The organism is Streptomyces sp. NPDC003036, assembly GCF_040611175.1.
Classification (GTDB): Bacteria; Actinomycetota; Actinomycetes; order Streptomycetales; family Streptomycetaceae; genus Streptomyces.
The window spans coordinates 40636-59512 of the sequence record NZ_JBEXNO010000020.1; the positions used below are offsets into that span (position 1 = coordinate 40636).

At 70.8% G+C, this 18877-nt stretch carries 16 protein-coding genes; 3 read left to right on the forward strand and 13 right to left on the reverse strand.

The features are described 5' to 3' along the window. Positions 1-40: 40 nt before the first annotated feature. Entirely contained in the window at positions 41-607 is a 567-nt protein-coding gene (locus tag ABZX67_RS16815; protein WP_355360493.1) for a hypothetical protein, read from the forward strand. After that, entirely contained in the window at positions 600-1247 is a 648-nt protein-coding gene (locus ABZX67_RS16820; RefSeq protein ID WP_355360496.1) for a LysE family translocator, read from the forward strand. The genes ABZX67_RS16815 and ABZX67_RS16820 overlap by 8 nt, the downstream gene beginning before the upstream one ends. Here ABZX67_RS16820 and carB read toward each other — a convergent pair. The 11 genes from carB to ABZX67_RS16875 all read right to left on the reverse strand — a co-directional run bounded on the left by carB (position 1169) and on the right by ABZX67_RS16875 (position 16186). Then, entirely contained in the window at positions 1169-4558 is a 3390-nt protein-coding gene (gene carB / locus ABZX67_RS16825) for a carbamoyl-phosphate synthase large subunit (RefSeq protein ID WP_355360499.1), read from the reverse strand. The two genes, ABZX67_RS16820 and carB, sit on opposite strands and share 79 nt — an antisense overlap. After that, complete coding sequence (gene carA, locus ABZX67_RS16830; protein ID WP_355360502.1) at positions 4551-5696, reverse strand: glutamine-hydrolyzing carbamoyl-phosphate synthase small subunit; 1146 nt, start codon at positions 5694-5696, stop codon at positions 4551-4553. Before carA ends, carB begins: the two co-directional genes overlap by 8 nt. Then, a complete protein-coding gene (locus ABZX67_RS16835) occupies positions 5693-6943 on the reverse strand; it encodes a biotin carboxylase (protein ID WP_355360505.1) in 1251 nt (416 codons plus the stop codon). Before ABZX67_RS16835 ends, carA begins: the two co-directional genes overlap by 4 nt. Next, entirely contained in the window at positions 6940-7230 is a 291-nt protein-coding gene (locus ABZX67_RS16840; protein WP_355360508.1) for a hypothetical protein, read from the reverse strand. Before ABZX67_RS16840 ends, ABZX67_RS16835 begins: the two co-directional genes overlap by 4 nt. A 118-nt stretch (positions 7231-7348) precedes the next feature. Beyond that, a complete protein-coding gene (locus ABZX67_RS16845) occupies positions 7349-8602 on the reverse strand; it encodes an ATP-grasp domain-containing protein (protein ID WP_355360511.1) in 1254 nt (417 codons plus the stop codon). A 66-nt stretch (positions 8603-8668) separates the two neighbouring features. Then, the gene (locus tag ABZX67_RS16850; protein ID WP_355360515.1) at positions 8669-9622 is read right to left on the reverse strand and encodes a TauD/TfdA family dioxygenase; all 954 of its coding nucleotides are present in this window, start codon (positions 9620-9622) and stop codon (positions 8669-8671) included. Between the two features lie 41 nt (positions 9623-9663). Continuing rightward, entirely contained in the window at positions 9664-9813 is a 150-nt protein-coding gene (locus tag ABZX67_RS16855; RefSeq protein ID WP_355360518.1) for a hypothetical protein, read from the reverse strand. 124 nt (positions 9814-9937) lie between these two features. Continuing rightward, positions 9938-11776: a carbamoyltransferase gene (locus tag ABZX67_RS16860; protein WP_355360521.1), complete on the reverse strand. Its 1839-nt coding sequence runs from the start codon at positions 11774-11776 to the stop codon at positions 9938-9940. A gap of 99 nt (positions 11777-11875) precedes the next feature. Beyond that, on the reverse strand, positions 11876-14176 hold the full coding sequence (locus ABZX67_RS16865) for an iron-containing redox enzyme family protein (protein WP_355360524.1): 2301 nt from the start codon (positions 14174-14176) through the stop codon (positions 11876-11878). Between the two features lie 214 nt (positions 14177-14390). Further along, the gene (locus ABZX67_RS16870) at positions 14391-15404 is read right to left on the reverse strand and encodes an Inducer of phenazine A (protein ID WP_355360527.1); all 1014 of its coding nucleotides are present in this window, start codon (positions 15402-15404) and stop codon (positions 14391-14393) included. Between the two features lie 14 nt (positions 15405-15418). Beyond that, positions 15419-16186, reverse strand: a complete 768-nt coding sequence (locus ABZX67_RS16875) for an SDR family NAD(P)-dependent oxidoreductase (protein WP_355360530.1) — start codon at positions 16184-16186, stop codon at positions 15419-15421. A gap of 542 nt (positions 16187-16728) precedes the next feature. Between ABZX67_RS16875 and ABZX67_RS16880 the strand changes: the two genes are divergently transcribed. Beyond that, positions 16729-17295: a VanZ family protein gene (locus ABZX67_RS16880; protein ID WP_355360533.1), complete on the forward strand. Its 567-nt coding sequence runs from the start codon at positions 16729-16731 to the stop codon at positions 17293-17295. Positions 17296-17407: 112 nt separating this feature from the next. Here the strand turns inward: ABZX67_RS16880 and ABZX67_RS16885 are convergent, their stop codons facing one another. After that, positions 17408-17632, reverse strand: a complete 225-nt coding sequence (locus ABZX67_RS16885) for a hypothetical protein (protein WP_355360536.1) — start codon at positions 17630-17632, stop codon at positions 17408-17410. Positions 17633-17708: 76 nt separating this feature from the next. Next, on the reverse strand, positions 17709-18785 hold the full coding sequence (locus tag ABZX67_RS16890; protein ID WP_355360539.1) for an ALF repeat-containing protein: 1077 nt from the start codon (positions 18783-18785) through the stop codon (positions 17709-17711). Positions 18786-18877 lie beyond the last annotated feature (92 nt).

An 18877-nucleotide genomic window follows, 5' to 3' on the forward strand; every position in this document is an offset into this window, starting at 1 on the left:
TGGAGCCGTCGAAGCTTCGCAAGGAAGGAACCTTCAGCCGGTGAGCACCACGGCCCGCGAAACCCCGAGCCGGACCGCCCTTCCGTCGCCCCGGTGCGGCCGATGCGAGTTCACGTCCCTGCCGTACGACCGCGAGCGGGCAGCGGGCCTGCTCCTGGAATACACGGGCCGCTGGCAGCGGGTGCTGGCGCGTCCCGACGTCGGACGGCGGTCCAGCGGCGCGCCCGTCCGGTCACCGCTCCAGCAGGGCTGCCATGTGCGGGACATGTGCCTCTTGTTCCACCGGCAGATCGACGTGACGCTCGGGGTTCCCTCGCCGGCCGCACCGCCGGCTCATCAGGACGAGGACGCGGGCCGGGTCTCCGAAGAACTGGGCTGGGCGGCCGAAGCGTTGGCGGAACGTTTCGCGGGGCTGACCGCCGCCGACTGGGAGCACGAGGACCCTCGCCTCCCGGAGCTGCGACTCACGGTCGACTTCCTCACCCGTCATTTCCTGCACGACATCGTCCACGACCTCTCCGAGGTACTGCGCGGCACCGACGAGGACCCCTCGGGTGCGGCGGCACATCACGGATTCGCACAGAAAGCGGCGGGCAGCCATGGTTGAGTTGAGCGGAGTACTCGGTGTCGCGATGGTGGCCCTGGGGATGGTGCTCACCCCCGGTCCGAACATGATCTACCTCGTGTCCCGGAGCATCACCCAGGGGCGGCGTGCCGGAGTCGTGTCCCTCGGCGGTGTGGCGGTGGGCTTCGTGGTCTACCTGCTGGCCACGAACCTCGGCCTGTCGGTGGTCTTCATCGCGATACCCGAGCTGTACGTCGCCGTGAAGCTGGCCGGCGCGGCGTACCTCGCCTACCTGGCCTGGAACGCCCTGAAGCCCGGGGGCGTCTCCGTCTTCGCCCCCCAGGACATCCCGCACGACTCGCCGCGCAAGCTGTTCATGATGGGCCTGATGACGAACCTGCTCAACCCGAAGATCGCCATCATGTACCTCGCGCTCATCCCGCAGTTCATCAACCTGGAGGCGGGGCACGTGCTGTTCCAGGGCATCCTGCTCGGCTCCGTGCAGATCGCGGTGGCCCTCACCATCAACCTGACCATCGTCCTGGCGGCCGGAACCATCGCCGTCTTCCTCGCCCGCCGCCCCCAATGGCTCAAGGTGCAGCGCTACATGATGGGAACGGCACTCGGCCTTCTGGCCGTCTCGGTGGCCATGGACACTTCGGCCCCGGCCAGTTCGAGCTGATCCCGAAGGAGGGCCGCGGTCAGGTGCTGGGCGTGTTCCTGGAGGGAACGGACGCCCACGCCGCCGTGGTTGAGGGCGTCGATGCCCTGGACGGCGGCGGCGAGCGCCTGGACCGTGGTCAGGCACGGGACGCCGCGGGCGACGGCCGCGGTGCGGATCTCGTAGCCGTCGAGGCGGCCGCCGGTGCCGTAGGGGGTGTTGACGATGAGGTCGACCTCGCCGTCGTGGATGAGGCGGACGATGGTCTTCTCCCCGCCCGGTCCTTCACCTTCGGACTGCTTGCGCACGACGGTGGCGTTGATGCCGTTGCGCTTGAGGACCTCGGCGGTACCGGAGGTGGCCAGCAGCTCGAAACCGTGGGCGACGAGCTCACGCGCCGGGAAGATCATCGACCGCTTGTCGCGGTTGGCGACCGAGATGAACGCCCGCCCCTTGGTGGGGAGCGGGCCGTAGGCGCCGGCCTGGGACTTGGCGTACGCGGTGCCGAAGACGGCGTCGATGCCCATGACCTCGCCGGTGGAGCGCATCTCCGGGCCGAGGACGGTGTCCACGCCGCGGCCCTGGACGTCGCGGAAGCGCGACCAGGGCATCACGGCCTCCTTGACGGAGATCGGCGCGTCCAGCGGCAGGGTGCCGCCGTCGCCGGTCTTCGGCAGCAGGCCCTCGGCGCGCAGCTCGGCGATGGTGGCTCCGAGGGAGATGCGGGCGGCGGCCTTCGCCAAAGGCACCGCGGTCGCCTTGGAGGTGAAGGGCACGGTGCGGGAGGCGCGGGGGTTGGCTTCCAGGACGTAGAGGATGTCGCCGGCCATCGCGAACTGGATGTTGATCAGGCCGCGTACGCCGACGCCCTTGGCGATGGCCTCGGTGGAGGCACGCAGGCGCTTGATGTCGTGCCCGCCGAGGGTGATGGGGGGCAGGGCGCAGGCGGAGTCGCCGGAGTGGATGCCGGCTTCCTCGATGTGCTCCATCACGCCGCCGAGGTAGAGCTCGGTGCCGTCGTAGAGGGCGTCGACATCGATCTCGATCGCATCGTCCAGGAACCGGTCGATCAACACCGGGTGGTCGGCGATCAGCCCGGCGTGCTGCTCCAGGTAGGTGGCCAACGACGGCTCGTCGTAGACGATCTGCATGCCGCGGCCGCCGAGCACGTACGACGGACGGACCATCACCGGGTAGCCGATACCGGCAGCGATCCGCGCGGCGTCCTCGAAGGAGAACGCGGTGCCGTACTGGGGCGCGGGCAGCCCTGCCTCGTCCAGGACGCGGCCGAAGGCGCCGCGGTCCTCGGCGGCGTGGATGGCCTCCGGGGAGGTGCCGACGACGGGCACGCCGTTGTCCTTCAGCGCCTGGGCGAGACCGAGGGGGGTCTGTCCGCCGAGCTGGACGACGACACCGGCGATGGGGCCGGCCTGCTGCTCGGCGTGGACGATCTCCAGTACGTCTTCGAGCGTGAGCGGCTCGAAGTACAGGCGGTCGGAGGTGTCGTAGTCGGTCGAAACGGTCTCGGGGTTGCAGTTGACCATCACGGTCTCGTAGCCGGCCTCGGACAGCGCGAAGGAGGCGTGGACGCAGGAGTAGTCGAACTCGATGCCCTGCCCGATACGGTTCGGGCCGGAGCCCAGGATGATCACGGCGGGCTTCTCGCGCGGCGCGACCTCGCTCTCCTCGTCGTAGGAGGAGTAGAAGTACGGCGTCTTCGCCGCGAACTCCGCGGCGCAGGTGTCGACGGTCTTGTAGACCGGGCGGACGCCGAGGGCGTGGCGGACCTCGCGGACGACGTCCTCGCGCAAGCCCCGGATCTCGGCGATTTGAAGGTCGGAGAAGCCGTGGCGCTTCGCATGCGCCAGCAGGGGAGGGGTCAGCTCCGGGGCCTTGGCGATCTCGTCAGCGATCTCCTTGATCAGGAACAACTGGTCCACAAACCACGGGTCGATCTTCGTGGCCTCCAAGACCTCCTCTGGGCTGGCACCCGCGCGGATCGCCTGCATGACCGTGTTGATCCGGCCATCAGTAGGCCGCTTGGCCTCCTGAAGAAGGGCGCCACGCTCCCCCGGCTCCCCCACGAACGTGAACTGGCTGCCCTTCTTCTCCAGCGACCGCAGCGCCTTCTGCAGCGCCTCGGTGAAGTTACGGCCAATGGCCATGGCCTCGCCGACCGACTTCATCGTGGTCGTCAGCGTGGAGTCGGCGGACGGGAACTTCTCGAACGCGAAGCGCGGTGCCTTGACGACGACGTAGTCGAGCGTGGGCTCGAAGGACGCCGGGGTCTTCTCCGTGATGTCGTTCGGGATCTCATCCAGCGTGTAGCCCACCGCCAGCTTCGCTGCGATCTTCGCGATCGGGAAACCAGTCGCCTTCGACGCCAGGGCACTCGACCGGGACACGCGCGGGTTCATCTCGATGACGATGACCCGGCCATCAACAGGGTTGACCGCGAACTGAATGTTGCAGCCACCGGTGTCGACACCGACCTCACGGATGATCGCGATACCCACATCCCGCAGGATCTGGTACTCGCGGTCCGTCAGCGTCATCGCCGGGGCGACGGTGATCGAGTCACCCGTGTGCACACCCATCGGGTCGAAGTTCTCAATCGAGCACACGACCACGACATTGTCGTGCTTGTCCCGCATCAGCTCCAGCTCGTACTCCTTCCACCCCAGGATCGACTCCTCCAGGAGCACCTCGGTGGTCGGAGACAGCGCCAGACCCTGCCCCGCGATGCGGCGCAGCTCCTCCTCGTTGTGGGCGAAGCCGGAACCGGCGCCGCCCATGGTGAACGACGGACGCACAACGACCGGGTAGCCGCCGAGGGTCTCCACGCCCTTGAGGACGTCGTCCATCGAGTGGCAGATCACCGAGCGGGCCGATTCACCGTGGCCGATCTTCTTCCGGACCTCTTCCACGACGCCCTTGAACAGGTCGCGGTCCTCGCCCTTGTGGATCGCCTCCACATTCGCGCCGATCAGCTCCACGCCGTACTTCTCCAGCACACCCTGCTCATGCATGGAGATCGCCGTGTTCAAAGCCGTCTGACCACCCAACGTGGGCAGCAGCGCGTCGGGGCGTTCCTTGGCGATGATCTTCTCGACGGACTCAGGCGTGATCGGTTCGACGTAGGTAGCGTCGGCGATCTCCGGGTCGGTCATGATCGTCGCGGGGTTGGAGTTGACCAGGATGACCCGCAGGCCCTCCGCCTTCAGCACCCGGCACGCCTGGGTGCCGGAATAGTCGAACTCGGCGGCCTGGCCGATCACGATCGGGCCGGAGCCGATGACCAGGACGGACTGGATATCGGTGCGCTTAGGCACGCTCGGCCTCCATCAGGGATACAAAACGGTCGAACAGGTACGCGGCGTCGTGCGGTCCGGCAGCCGCCTCCGGGTGGTACTGGACGCTGAAAGCCGGCTGGTCGAGCAGCTGCAGGCCCTCCACCACGTTGTCGTTCAAACACACGTGGGAAACCTCAGCCCGACCGAAGGGAGTGTCGGACGGCTTGTCGAGGGGTGCGTCGACGGCGAAGCCGTGGTTGTGCGCGGTCACCTCGACCTTCCCCGTCGTACGGTCCTGCACCGGCTGATTGATCCCCCGATGCCCGTACTTCAACTTGTAGGTGCCAAAACCGAGCGCCCGGCCCAGGATCTGGTTACCGAAGCAGATACCGAACAACGGGGTCTTCCGCTCCAACACCACCCGCATAAGCGCGACGGGGTGATCCGCCGTGGCAGGGTCACCGGGGCCGTTGGAGAAGAACACACCGTCGGGGTTCACGGCGTACACGTCGTCGGCGGTGGCGGTGGCAGGCAGCACATGCACCTCAATGCCACGCTCAGCCATCCGATGGGGCGTCATGCCCTTGATACCCAGGTCAATCGCCGCAACGGTGAACCTCTTCTCACCGATCGCCGGCACGACATACGGCTCACTCGTGGCGACCTCGGCCGACAGATTCGCACCCTTCATCTGCGGCTGCGCCAGCACCCTGGCCAGCATCTCCGCATCCCCGCCGATCGCGTCACCCGAGAAGATCCCCACACGCATGGCGCCGCGCTCGCGCAGGTGACGGGTCAGAGCGCGGGTGTCGATCCCACTGATACCCACCACACCCTGCGCCGCCAGCTCCTCATCCAGCGTCCGCGTCGCCCGCCAGCTCGACGTGACACGGGCAGGATCCCGCACCACATACCCCGACACCCAGATCCTCTTCGACTCCGGGTCCTCGTCATTCACACCCGTGTTACCGACGTGCGGCGCCGTCATCACCACCACCTGCCGGTGATACGACGGATCAGTCAGCGTTTCCTGATAACCGGTCATACCGGTGTTGAAAACCGCCTCACCAAACGTCTCCCCCACCGCACCGTAAGCCCGCCCCCGGAAACTCCGCCCGTCCTCCAGAACAAGCACGGCGACGCGAGGGCCCGCCGCCCTCGCCATGCTGCCGGTCATCGATCCAGTCCGCAGGCCACGCGTGCTGCTCGCTCCGGGGTGCACTCCAGGCGGAACTGCGCCGCTGTCCTGAGGACGGCCTTCTCCACGTCGCCGCTCGATCCACCGCGGAACCGGAACCGGGCGCCCACGTGCTCGTATCCGCCCACCCGGGGGACGACCTGCCCCACCGCCGGTATCACGGCCGCGTACGGGCCCTCCTCTGGGGTCGGGGGTTCGGGCAGCTCCCACGCCGTCACGCGGCAGGGGGCCGGCACGGGTGACGGCACGAGCAGCCAGCCGCCCGTGCGCCAGTGGGCCGGCACGGGGAGGTCGGGGTGGCGGCCGAGCTGGATGTCGACGGCGGCGTGCATCAGGTCGATGCCGTGCACCTCCCGCCAGACGAACGGGATCTCCGCGCCACCGACCCGGTAGCCCGCCTCCAGGAACCGGACGGAGGGCGAGCCGTCGGCGGACGTACCGACGAAGGCCTCCAGGTGGAAGACCCACGGTTCCGGGCCGAGTGCGCTCGCGGCCCGGGCCGTGAACGCGGAGAGCGGGGTGAGGAGGTGGGGGTCGTCGACCTCGACGGAGCCGAGGGCCTCGCCTTGCGTGAAGTCCACGCAGGTGTTGACGTACCGGGAGGCCCGCCAGGGGCCGAGCTCCTCGCCGGTCCAGAGGCCGTCGATGTGGAAGATCTGGTCGCCGCAGAACTCCTGCACGAGGCGCGGTTCCGGCGGCGAGGTGCGCAGCAGCGGCAGGTCGGCCGGGGAGTCGAGGCGTACGACGCCCCGGCTGGCGGTGCCCTTGCGCGGCTTGACCACCACGGGCCAGCCGTGGCGCTCGGCGAAGGCCAGGACGGCGGCCTCGTCGGGGGCGTCCGCGAAGGCGGGGGCCGGTATTCCCGCCTCGGCGATCACCTGGTTCATGGTGAGCTTGTCGCGGAAGCGGGCCAGCGGGCCGGGGGTCTGGCCGGCGCAGCCGAGTCGTTCGCGTACGAGCGCGGCGGTGTCGAGGTCGCCTTCGTTGAGTGCCACCACCCGCTCGGGGTCGCCGAAGTGGGTGCGCAGGTCGGTCACCGCCTGCCAGACGGCGTCGAGGTCTTCGGTGGCGGGGACCACGCGGGCGGCCGCGGCGCCGACGGGCACGGAGGGGAGGGCCAGTTCCGTGGTCACGTAGGTGACCCGGTGGGTGCGGTGGTCGAGGTAGTCGTCGTACCGGGCGTGCTGGTCGCGCCAGCGGTGGATGACGACGATGTGCCGGCTCATGCCCGCTCCGTCCCGTTGGCCGCCATGTCCCGGATCCGGCCCACCGCGAAGGTCGCCGAGACCACCGCGGCACGGGCCGAGCCGAGCGCGCCCCGCGCCGCGTCGAGATCGCCGTCGGGGAGCTGGCCCACGATGTCGGTCGCGCAGTCGATCAGGTGGAGCGCGGCGCGGGCGAGCGGCTGATCACCGCTGTACTGCTCCTCGACGAGCCGGCGGACGGTGTTCAGCTGGGCGACGGGGTCCGGCAGGGAGCCCTCCGCCAGGACGGGGGAAGTGATCGTGTTCATGGTGATTCCATCCCAGGAGGCGTTCAGAGGGGTTGAGGAGGGGAGGAGCGGGACGCCTCGCCCTGCCGGGGAGACCGGCAGGGCAAGGAGGGGCGGGCGTCCGGCAGGCGGTGCGGCCTCAGCTCGTCTTGAAGCGGATGCGGTCGTTGACGGCCTCGCACTTGGCGACCGCGTCGTCGGCGTCGCGCCCGGAGGCGATGACGTACCCGGAGACGCAGTCGGCGACGGTGAGCAGCGGGGGCACGGTCTCGCCGACGTCCTTGCCGATCACCGCGGCCACCTCGGTGTCCATGAACTCGTCCAGGTAGGGCAGGAAGACGTACAGCTTCTCGCCCTTGGGGACGCGCCGGATCTCGTCGGCCGCGTCGTCGTCGACCTCGATCGCGTCGATGGTGCCCGGTTCGGGGGTGAAGAACCGGACCGCCGCCCCGCCCAGCGGCTCGGGCGAGGTCTGCGGCAGCTCGTCGATGCCGAGGGGGACGGTGAGGAACATCCGGTTGAGGTTGAGTCCGAAGGCGCGGCGTACGAGCTCGGGCGCGCCGCTGCCGGCCAGCCGGGCGTGCGATTCGAGGACGCGCGGGCCCTTCTCGGTGAGGACGAACTCGCTGTGCGAGGGGCCTTCGGTGAGGCCGACGGCGTCCAGCAGCTTCGGGGTCAGCTCGCGGAGTTCGGCGAGCCAGGGAAGGGCGTAGCGGCTGGGGGTGGAGACCTCCCACTCGACGTACCGGTCGTTCATGCGGTACTCGGAGTAGCCGATGGTGAGGTGCCGGCCCTCGTACGAGAAGGAGTCCACGCTGACGACGGGGCCGTCCAGGTACTCCTCGGCGATGATCTTCGAGATGCCCGCCTCGCGCAGTGCCTCCCAGGCCTTCTGGGCGTCCTCGGGTCCGTCGACGGGGTGGATGTGGAGACTGGCCACGCCGTCCACCGGCTTGACGATGATCCGCTCACCGACCTCGGCTCGGAAGGCCGCGATCTCGTCGGCGCTGTTCACCATGCGGTAGCGCACGGGGCTGAGTCCGTGCCGGTCCAGCAGCTCCCGGGTGAGCGCCTTGTCCTTGAGGGCGCGGGCGGTGGCCTCGGTGACGCCGGGCAGGCCGAGGGAGTCCACGACGAAGCCGGTGGACTCGGCCGCCGGTTCGGTGGTGGTGAGGACGCGGTCGAAGGGGCGCTCGTCGTGCAGCGGCTTCAGTACGTCGAGGATGGCCTGCCCATCGTCGAGAGGGGCGTGCACGATGCGCTCGCAGTGCTGGGCCACGGCCACGTCATAGGCGCCCTCCTCGTGGACGAGGACGACGTCGATGCCGAGTTCCTTGGCACCCGCGACCGGTGCCGGCCGACCGCCGATGACTGCCACGCGGTACTTGCCCATGGGATTCCCTTCGGGGGTGATGTGTGGTGGGTGAGGAGGTGGGGGGTGCTGCGCTGTGGCAGTCCGTCAGGCCGCGTAGCAGCGGCGCAGCCAGCGGGCGTTGGTGTGGGGGTGCGGCGTGAACGCCTTGCGGCGGTGCAGGACCCGGTGGTTGTCGAAGATCATGAAGTCGCCGGTTTCCAGCACCAGGTCGGCCGACGGTACGGTCTTGAGGGCCGAGGACCATCGCTCCAGCGCCTCCTGGGCGGCGGGCGTGACGCCGGTCGTCGTCCCCCGGTCGTACCGCGCGCGGTGGCGGCCGTCCGGGGCGGTTTCCAGGACCGCGGCCTTCGTCAGTGGGCCGATGGCCTCTCCGTCGTTGGAGTCGGGTGCGCCGACTTCGAACTCCGGGGCCATGAGGCCGGCCCTGGTCTCTTCGTCGAGCCGTACGACGACGTCGTCGAGCGCCGCGATCTCGGTGGGTACCCGCTCCTCGTTGCGGATGGCGAAGAAGGTCAGGTACGACGGCGTGTACAGGCGGGGGTCGGAACCGGGCGGTCCGAACGGCTGGTGCGGGTTGTCGGTGTGCCAGAAGAACTCCGAGTCGGCGCCCCAGGAGCTGGTGGTTCCGGAGGCCGCCGGGTTGGGCACGACGTTGCGGATGAGCCGGCCGTCGTTCTCGTAGCTGACGGCGAACGGGGTGCACCCGAGGATCCGTATCAGCCCGAGGTGGATCGCGTTGGTCACGGCGAGTTGGGCCTCGTCCGCGAATCCGCTGACCGGCGTGGCCGGGAATTCCTGTGCGGGAAGGTTGGACAGGAGCAACGCGTGGGAGCCCGCCGCCGTGAACACCTGGATTCCCTGGAGGATGTCGCCGGGCAGATGGCGCCGCAGTGCGTACGCGCCGATGCCGCCGAGGATCGCGTCGTCGAGGTCGGAATCCAGGCTGGTCTCCGACACCCGCGCGGAGATCTCCTTGGTCACCAGGTCCCGGGCACTGTCCTCGAGACGGTACCGGGCGAACTGGAGCAGGCTGGTCATCGTTGTCTCCGTTCAGTCGGTTGCACGCCTTTGTGCGCCACTCAGCGAGCCGGTGACGGGGTCGGCGGGTTCCAGTACGTGTCCGCGCGCCGTTCCCAGCGGCGGGCGAGGGGGTCGTTGACGAGGCGGCTCAGCAGGCCGAAGGGCGTCACGACGAGGTAGTAGACGAGGAGGAGCAGGAAGTTGCGCATGAACGTTCCGTTTCTGTCGGCGGTCGGCGGTCGGCAGTCGGCGCGGGCTTGGGCGCAGGCGCCCGGACCCGGGCGCGGGACCCGGGCGCGGGCTCGGGCTTGACCTCGGGCCCGGCGGGGCCGCCTAGTCCAGGGGGATTTCCTCGCGCCAGTCGGACGTCTCCGTCCAGGCGGGCTGTTCGTCCTTCTCCAGCAGGAAGTTCCCGAGCGCCAGCATGTCGATGTTGGTGCGCATGAAGCAGGTGTAGGCCTCGTGGGGCGAGTTCACGATGGGCTCGCCGCGCACGTTGAAGGAGGTGTTGACCAGGACCGGGCAGCCCGTCAGGGCCTTGAAGGCGGTCAGCAGCCGGTGGTAGGGCGGGTTGCTGTGCTCCGTCACCGTCTGCACCCGGGCCGAGTAGTCGACGTGGGTGACGGCGGGGATGGTGGAGCGCTGTACCTTCAGCAGGTCCAGCCCGGAGGCGCCCTGGTCCTGGGCCTCCAGCCGCTGGGCGGCGGCGACCTGGGAGACGACCAGCATGTACGGGCTCTCCTGCGGCAGGTCGAAGTAGTCCTTGGCGTCCTCGGCCAGCACGGCCGGCGCGAAGGGGCGGAACGACTCCCGGAACTTGATCTTCAGGTTCATCGCCGACTGCATGTCCGGGTTGCGTGGATCGCCGATGATGGACCGGGCGCCGAGCGCCCTCGGGCCGAACTCCATGCGGCCCTGGAACCAGCCGACGATCTTGCCCTGGGCCAGCCCGTCCGCGACCTGCTCGGCCAGGGTGGCGCTGTCCAGTCGCCGGTGCGGGATGGTGCGGGACTCCAGGTACGCGGCGATCTCGTCGTCGTCGTACGCGGGGCCGAGCAGGGAGCCGCTCATCGCGTCGCGGCCGGTGCGGGGGTGGTCGCGCCGCACGCCGCGTTCCATGGCGACGGCCTGGGCCGCGCCGAGGGCGCCTCCGGCGTCGCCGGCGGCGGGCTGGATCCACACCTCGTCGAAGATCCCGGCGTCGATCACCTTGCCGTTGGCCACGCAGTTGAGCGCGACGCCGCCGGCCATGCACAGCCGGGACTCGCCGGTGCGCTCGCGGGCCGTCTTGGCGAGCCGGAGCACGGCCTTCTCGGTCACCGCCTGCACCGAGGCCGCCAGGTCGAACTCCCGCTCGGTAAGCGGGCTTTCGGGGGCGCGCCGGGGGCCGCCGAAGAGCTTCTCGAAGCCGCGCCCGGTCATCACCTGGCCGCGCAGGTACTCGAAGTAGCGCATGTCCAGGCGGAAGGACCCGTCCGGCTTGAGGTCGATGAGCTGGTCCTCGATGAGGTGCGCGTAGCGGGGCTTGCCGTAGGGCGCCAGGCCCATGAGCTTGTACTCGCCGGAGTCGACCTTGAAGCCGCAGAAGTAGGTGAACGCCGAGTACAGCAGGCCGAGCGAGTGCGGGAACCGCAGCTCCGCCACGGGCCGCAGTTCGGTGCCCCGGCCGTGCCACATGGTGGTCGTGGCCCACTCGCCGACGCCGTCGATGCACAGCACGGCCGCGGACTCGTAGGGGCTCGGGAAGAAGGCGGACACCGCGTGCGACTCGTGGTGGCGGCGGACGGAGACCTCCGGTACCCGGCCCCTGCGCAGCGCCGCGAGCTCGGCGCGCACGGTGTCGTCGGTGCGCAGCTTGCCGCCGCGGCCGAGCCAGGCGGGCAGGGTGTCGCGGAAGGAGGCGAAGCCGGTGGGGGCGGCGCCCGCGAAGGTCGCCATCACGCGCCGGAACTTCAGCCGGGGGTCCTCGTAGTAGGCGACGGCGGAGACGTCGTCCAGGCTCACGCCCTGCTCGTCGAGGCAGTACTCGACCGCACGCGACGGGAACGAGGAGTCGTGCCGACGCCTGGTGAAACGTTCCTCTTGGGCCGCGGCGACGGGCACGCCGTCGGCGATCAGCGCGGCCGCGCTGTCGTGGTAGAAGGCTGAGACTCCGAGAATCAGGTCAGACACCGCTGCATTCCTCCGCCTGGGGGTCGATGGCCACGCCGCGCGTGGCCGGGTGCGTAGTCGCATGGCCGGGTGCGTAGTTACGTCGCCGCATCGCGGGCCTCACCGGCGCCGGCCGGTGAGCCGGCTGCGGCGGGCGGCCAGCCGCGCGCCCATGCCGCTCGGCGGGTTCAACGAGCGGTAGCCCACGCGCACGCGCTCCCACACGTCCGCCCTGCCGCCGGGGCCGGGCGTGTCGGGCAGCGAGGCCAGCAGGGTGTCCACGGCGTCGGCCGCCCAGGCGGAATGCCCGGTGGCGACGTTGTCGATGGTGTTGTGGATGTCCACGAAGCGGGTGCTGAATCCGTACGCCTTCAGCGCCAGCCGCGCCCTGCGGTACGTGCCGCCCACGCCCGACAGCTCCATGGCCAGGTTGAGCCCCAGGACCTCCGGCAGGAAGGTCCGCGGGAAGCGGCCCACGCACAGCCAGTACACCGGCAGTTCCAGGGACTCCTCGCGGAAGCCGGACCACCGCGCGAACGCGGCCGAGGCCGTCGGCGGCAGTTCCACGCCCATCTCCTGGAGCACGTCGCGGTAGATGAGGGGGTGGTTGAGGTGCGGCTCGCCGTTGCCGAGCTCGTCCCAGTACGTCTCGAAGAGGGAGTGCCCGATCGCGGACGACGCCTGCTCGTAGTCGGTGAACCCCTGGAGCCAGCTGCCGTCGATCAGGGTCAGCGGCGCCGTCTGCACGGTGTCGTCGACGACGGCCTCCCGGGACGGCAGGGGGACCTCCGCGTTCTCCTCGAACTCGGCTCCGTGCCGGTCGTGCTGGGCCTGCAGCCAGGGCCGCAGCCCTTCATGTCCCCATCGCTCGGGGAGCGGCATGTTCGTCCGGTCCATGCCGTGCCGGGAGCGCGCGAGCCAGCCGGCCACGTACTCCATGGCCCAGGAGCGCAGCGCCGGGGTGTCGGTGCGGTTCATCAGGAGGTGGTACGCCTCGCGCAGGCCCGAGGGCGTACGGCCAGGGGAGCGCGACCCCGCCCGCAGCGCGCCGGCGACGGCTGCCAGGGGGTCCTTCGTGCCCGCGGTGGCCGCCCGGGCCGGGGAGCCCGCCGACGCGGCCACGGTGTCCGCGTCCTTCGCGCCCTCCGCGTCCTGCGCGTCCTGCGCGGACGGCTCGGCGGGGAGGGAGTCGATCCAGCGGCGCAGGACGACCAGGTCCTCCGGCGAGAAGACCCGGAACATCGGCCCCCGCTCGCCCACCAGCCCCCGGACCAGGGAACTGGCGTGTGAACGACCGGGTTTGACCAGCTTGCTGCGCGCCAGCACGTCGAGCAGCGGCCCCGGGTCGGTCCGGCACTCCGCCAGCCAGGTGGCCAGCGACTTGCCCTCCAGCAGGAACTGGTGGTGGTAGACGGCGCCTTCCCGGGACCGCAGGCGCATCAGCTCCGCCATGTCGAACGCGGGGTCCCCGGCCGCCACCAGCTCCGCGTGCAGCGCCTCGGACCACTCGCGCAGGGCCGCCAGCGCCCAGTGGAAGCCCGCGCGCACCGCCTCGGCGGCCCGCTCGCCCTCCTCCGCCAGCAGCTCGTCCACCGCGGTGCGGCACTGCTCGGCGGGCGAGGGGCCCTCGGGGTCGCGCCGGTGCGACGGATCGATGGTGTCCCAGTCCGCCTCCGCCGGCAGCGCCGCCCGGACCATCTCCAGGGCGGGCAGCAGCCCGACGGCGCGCAGGCACAGGTCGGCTCCGAGGATCTCTCCCCGGAAGTCGTCCGGCCGTCTGCTCATCGCCAGCAGCAGCGCCGGAAGGCGGAACGCGCCGTCCGTGATGCGCTGGTCGCCGGTGAGCCGCACGGCCGGGGCCGCGTTTTCCGCGAGCCGCAGCCTGCGCAGCAGCTCGAGGTAGGCGCTGCCCCGGGAGGCCGCCGGGTGGCCGGCGCCGACGTCGGCGGCGTACAGGGCGAGGATCCTCAGGACGAGGGGGGCGTCGGCGTTCCCGGGGGCGCTCAGCCACTGGAGCCATGCGCCGGACATGAGGGACAGCGGGGCGCAGCTGAGGACGGCGCGGCGGACGAGCACCTGACGGTGTCCTTCGGGGCGGCCGCCCGGCTGGGCCTGCGCGTTGCCCTCCTCGCCTTCGGCGCCGAGCAGCGCCCGGAACCGCCCGCGCTCGCCGGACGCCCAGTCGGCGGCCCGGCGGACCAGCTCATCGAGCGGGCCGTCGCCCGCGGCCGGTGCGGGGTGGTGGTGCAGTACGTTGCGGATCTCCTCGACGAACCTGCCTTCGGGGAGGGACGCCTCCGGGTCCGCCGCGTACGCGTACACGGTGCGTGCGGAGCCACCGTCCTGCGGCAGCCCGTGCGGGCCGTCCGTCCGGTGCTGTGCGGACAGCGTCGCCGTTGCAGCTGCCTCTGGGCCTTGCATCGTTCCCCTCTCTTTCCCGCGTGGTCGACAACCGGGCTGTGCGGTGCCGTCCGGTCAGAACATGGGGTAGATGGAGGCGTCGTTCTTCGTCTTCTGCTTGCGCCTGAACAGCTTCGCGATGACTTTTCGCACGAACGACATGGCTGAATGCCCTCTCTTCTGATGCGTGGACTCGGGCGTGGGCCCGGGCTTGCTCGGGCTGGTGCGTGGGGCGCTAGGAGAGGCCGAGGGAGTCGGCGAGGAGGCGGGAGACGATCTCCGTGCCGTGGTCGGTGAAGTGCGCGCGGTCCACGTACAGCCAGTCGTTCACCGTCACCGCCTCGGCGAGGACCGGGCTCATGTCGAGGAAGCGGACCTTCTGCGCTTCGCAGGCGACGCGGAGCGCCTCGGCGTACCTGCGGCCCGTCTCGATCGTGGCGATGTCGCCGTACAGCTCCCAGAAGTTGGAGACCTCGTCGAGCTCGCCGAAGACCGCCTTCTCCTCGGGCGATCCGGACTCCCGCACCCAGGTCGCGAGCGGCTGCAGGACGTAGGTGATCCGGGCGCCGGTCGGCGCCGCGAGCAGCTGCAGGGCGGCGAGGTGGCGGGTCGTCAGGTCGACGGCGTACTCGATCCGGTCGGCGAGCGGGGGCACCTTGTGGTTCTCGGTCCCGGCCGCGCCGCCGGGGCGCCGGCCGAAGCCGCGCTTCTGCTTGCGGTGCCTGGCGCGCAGCTCCTCCATCTGGTCGAAGTACTCACCGCAGTTGAAGAAGGCGCCGTGGTTCCCGCGCTGCGTGTCCGGCAGCCTGCTGAGCGCCAGGTCGTTCAGGCCGGAGAAGACGACGATCTCCTCCACCTCGGGCAGCAGCTCCCGGTGCATCAGGAACAGCAGCAGTTCCTGCATCGAGTTGTGGCTGCGGCCGGCGAAATTGAGCCACGGCACCGAGGGCGCGTACCGGGACCAGAGACGTGACGCCATCGTGGCGGCGTCGCTGGTCGCTCCGATGCCGAACGGGGTGGAACTGCCGGCCAGCAGCCGGACGGGGCCTTTCGGCGCGTTCTCCACCGAGCCCTGCCCGGTGGCGCCGTGGGAGATCCTGAATCCCAGTCGATCGGTGTTCACCGTCGCGGAACGGTATCCCGCCCGATGGAAATACATCAGGTACGGCAGGTACCGGGTTTCCGCGCGGTCGTCGAAATCGTCGTACCGCAGCATCTGCGGGGTGAGGCGTTCACGCTGGGAATTCACGGGTAGGACGCTCCTCAAATTCCGTGCTCGTTCTTCCGATGGATCAGCGGGCCGCGGTGGAGTCGGTGCTGGGCCGCCTGCGCGAGTGGGCGCACCACGAGGTGGTCGATGTTCACGTGCTGCGGCAGGCCGACGGCCAGCGCCACGCACTCGGCGACGTCGTCCGCGGTCAGGGGGTGGTCGACGCCTTCGTACAGGGCGGCGGCCTTGGCGGCGTCGCCGCGCAGGCGGTTGAGGGCGAACTCGTCGGTCTTCACCATTCCGGGAGCCACCTCGATGACCCGGACCGGCTCACCGCACAGCTCCAGCCGCAGGGTCTCGCTGAGCGCGTGCTCGGCGTGCTTGGCCGCGCTGTACCCGCCGCCGCCCTCGTAGGTGGTGAAGGCCGCGGTGGAGGTGATGGTCACGACGGTGCCTCCGGCGCCTTGCCGCAGCAGCGGCAGCAGTGCCTGGGTGACCCGCAGGGTGCCGAGGACGTTGACGGAGAACATCCGCTCCCAGTCGTCCACCGACGCGGTCGCCACGCTCTCCGCGCCCAGGGCGCCTCCGGCGTTGTTGACCAGGACGTCGCAGGCCTCCAGCCCGTCGGCGAGCCGCCGTACGGCGCCGGCGTCCGTGATGTCCACGGGAAGAGCCCGGGCGCCGGTCTCCCGCGCCACCTCGCGCAGCCGGTCGGCACGCCGGGCGACGGCCACCACGTCGTAGCCGTCCTTCGCGAGGCGGCGTACGGTCGCCGCGCCGATCCCGCTGCTCGCCCCGGTCACCACCGCTGTACCGGCCACGGGACACCACCACCTCTCCGCTCTTTTCCGCGCTCCACGTTTCCGCATGTCGCCTTTCGCGTTCCATGCGAAAGGCGCAGGGGCGCTCCTCCGGTTTTTTCGGCTTTTCCGGTGGAGCCGATTCCTCTTTTCGCTTCCGGCGCCGGGATTCCGCTGGGGCGTGCGCCGTTTCCGTACAACGAGAGTTTTGCCTGTTCTCGACTCCGACTGAACCGAGCCTTGAGGTCGGGAACGCGCAACGCGGGTTCTCGAAGGGGGGACATATGCGGCAAAGACCGGCAGCATCAGCATTTGTGGGGGCAGTCATCGGGCGGGGTGGCCCTGTACCGCGCTGACGAACCGGCCGTGCCGGTTCTCCGGAGGCACGGCCGAAAGGCCCCTGTCACCGCCTCCTTTGCGGCACTGGGTGCTTTCGGCCGGTTGGCGAGGGTAGACGAGCTCGCATGACGTACGGACCCGGGAGGAGCGCCCAGCAGGTCCTGGCCGCTCTTCCCGGGGCGTGGGCGTGACGGAAGCGGACCACCCTGAGAGGGAGTTTTCTGATGGCACGGACAGTCGTGCAGGGGAGGACTGAGGAAGAGCGAGAGCCACCGGGACGAGCGGCGTCGGACCGGCCGCTGCTGTCGCCCGTGATGCGGGTCATGGCCATGCTCGTGGCCTTCGTGGGGATGGTGGCGTTCGCGGTCCTGCTCGCACGCCTCACGTTGGAGCCCTCGGCAGCCTCCGAGTCGTTGACCCACAGCAACCTGCGTCCGGGTGACTCCATCCGCGCCTATCTCGGGCAGCCGGACCTGCGGGACACCGTCAAGCAGATCGGCGGGAACGTGGTGCTGGGCGTGCCGTTCGGTCTGCTCCTGCCGGTCCTGGTTCCCCGCGCCCGAGGGCTCGTACGCGTCGCGGTGGTCACCGCCCTGGTGATGCTGCTGGTCGAGCTGGTCCAGGGCGCCCTCATCACCGGGCGTGCCTTCGACATCGACGACGTCCTGCTCAACACCACGGGCGCGCTGCTCGGCTACCTGGTACTGGGTCGCCGGCTGGGGCGTGCCGTGCACCCTCGGCGCCGTCACTGGTGGCACCGCTTCACCAAGCGGAGCACGAGCGCCGTCTGACGCGTCAGGCGCGTACGGGTGCCCGCCTCGCCCCCCACGGAAAAGCCCCGCTGGTCGTGGAACCAGCGGGGCTTTCCTCCGGGAGGTCCGCCGCACGGCGGACCTCCGGCCGTCACAGCGGACGGACGGGTCCCGGTGCGAACAGGGTCAGGCCTCCCCCGGTCTCCTCACTCCTCAGCTCCGGCGAGGACCTCCGGAGCCGCTCCGCGAGCGGGTCGCGCACCAGCACCCGGTCCGGGAAGTGGGACGGGCTCTCCCCGTCGTACAGCACGGCCGAGTCCCAGTCCTCGGGGTCGCTCTCGCCGTCCCGGTCGACGATCACGGCGCGGCTCGGCACCGGAAGTGCCGTCGCCGCCCGGCCTCGTCGGCCGCTTACCCACGGTGGGCCCCGGCGCCGCCGCATGCAGGCGGCGTCAGCCCCTGACGCGCTTCTCGCCGTCCCGGGCCTTGTCCGCCATGTCCTTCCAGAAGGCGGCCGTCAGGCCGGCCTCCGTCTGCTCCTTGGCCCAGTCGCCCTGCCGGGCCTCGGCCGGTGCGGCGATCTTCTGCCAGAGGCCGTCCGCGCTCTCCTTGGAGAGCCGGGCGATGTTCTGCCAGTTCTCCGCCTGCGCCCTGGCCGCCTCCTGCTCGGCCAGCCACGCCTTGCGCGCCCCGTCGGCGTGCTCGGCCACCGCCTGCCACGCCCGCTCGGCCTCGGCACGCGCCCGAGCCGCGTCCGCCGAGGACTTCAGCGTCTCCTCGGCAGCCACCGCCTTGGCGATCAGCAGCGACAGCACGTGGTGGCGCCGCACCTCGGCGTCCGCCAGCCGCAGCCGGTACGCCTCCACGTCCAGGGCCGCACCCGTCGCCCAGCCGTACCCGAAGAACTCCGCGACGTCCGCGTCCGTGGAGCCGGTCCGCAGCGCCCACTGCGCCGCCACCCGCACCTGCTCCCCCGGATCGCCCTCCGCGAGCGTCCGCACGAAGGCACGGTCCCGCTCGGCGACCTCCACCCGGCGCTGCGCGTCGGCCTCCCGGAGCGTGCGGTCGCGCTGCTGCGCCTCGGCGTAACCCGTCTTCACGAACGCGGCCCGATCGGCATCGCTGCCCTTCAGCGCCCGCTCCGCGGCCTGCCGCACCTCCGGCGAGAAGGCGGCCGGATGGGTGCTCACCACCCGCTCGCAGAACGCCCGGTTGCGCGACCGCGCGTCCCGCAGGCGCTGCTTGGCCGCGTCGTAGCCGCCCCCGGGGGCCAGCCACTCCGCGATCGCCGCGTCACCGCGCGTACTGCGCAGCGCGTTCCACGCCGACGTACGGATCTCCGCGGGCAGCCCCGACTTGGCCAGCCTCAGCACCCGCGCCCGCGCCTCCTCCGCCGCGACGGCGACCACGGGCGACGACCCACCGGCCGGTTCCCCGGCCCCGGCCACGGCCGCCGCCTCGGCCGCCGCGGTGTGCGCCGGCACCGGAGCCGCTCCCATGGACAGGCCGCCACCGGCCAGTACGGCCACGGCCACCCCGGGTGCGGCCCATCGTCGGCGTCTCGTACCGCGACCGCGCGTGCCGCGGCCGCTCGTACCGCGGCCTGCGGAATCCGATTCCA

Excerpts from the sequence above, each read along its gene's own strand:
- ABZX67_RS16880 (WP_355360533.1), top strand. The coding sequence starts at position 16,729 with ATGGCACGGACAGTCGTGCAGGGGAGGACTGAGGAAGAGCGAGAGCCA.
- ABZX67_RS16865 (WP_355360524.1), bottom strand. The coding sequence starts at position 14,176 with ATGCAAGGCCCAGAGGCAGCTGCAACGGCGACGCTGTCCGCACAGCAC.
- ABZX67_RS16845 (WP_355360511.1), bottom strand. The coding sequence starts at position 8,602 with ATGGGCAAGTACCGCGTGGCAGTCATCGGCGGTCGGCCGGCACCGGTC.
- carA (WP_355360502.1), bottom strand. The coding sequence starts at position 5,696 with ATGACCGGCAGCATGGCGAGGGCGGCGGGCCCTCGCGTCGCCGTGCTT.
- ABZX67_RS16850 (WP_355360515.1), bottom strand. The coding sequence starts at position 9,622 with ATGACCAGCCTGCTCCAGTTCGCCCGGTACCGTCTCGAGGACAGTGCC.
- ABZX67_RS16820 (WP_355360496.1), top strand. The coding sequence starts at position 600 with ATGGTTGAGTTGAGCGGAGTACTCGGTGTCGCGATGGTGGCCCTGGGG.
- ABZX67_RS16855 (WP_355360518.1), bottom strand. The coding sequence starts at position 9,813 with ATGCGCAACTTCCTGCTCCTCCTCGTCTACTACCTCGTCGTGACGCCC.
- ABZX67_RS16840 (WP_355360508.1), bottom strand. The coding sequence starts at position 7,230 with ATGAACACGATCACTTCCCCCGTCCTGGCGGAGGGCTCCCTGCCGGAC.
- ABZX67_RS16835 (WP_355360505.1), bottom strand. The coding sequence starts at position 6,943 with ATGAGCCGGCACATCGTCGTCATCCACCGCTGGCGCGACCAGCACGCC.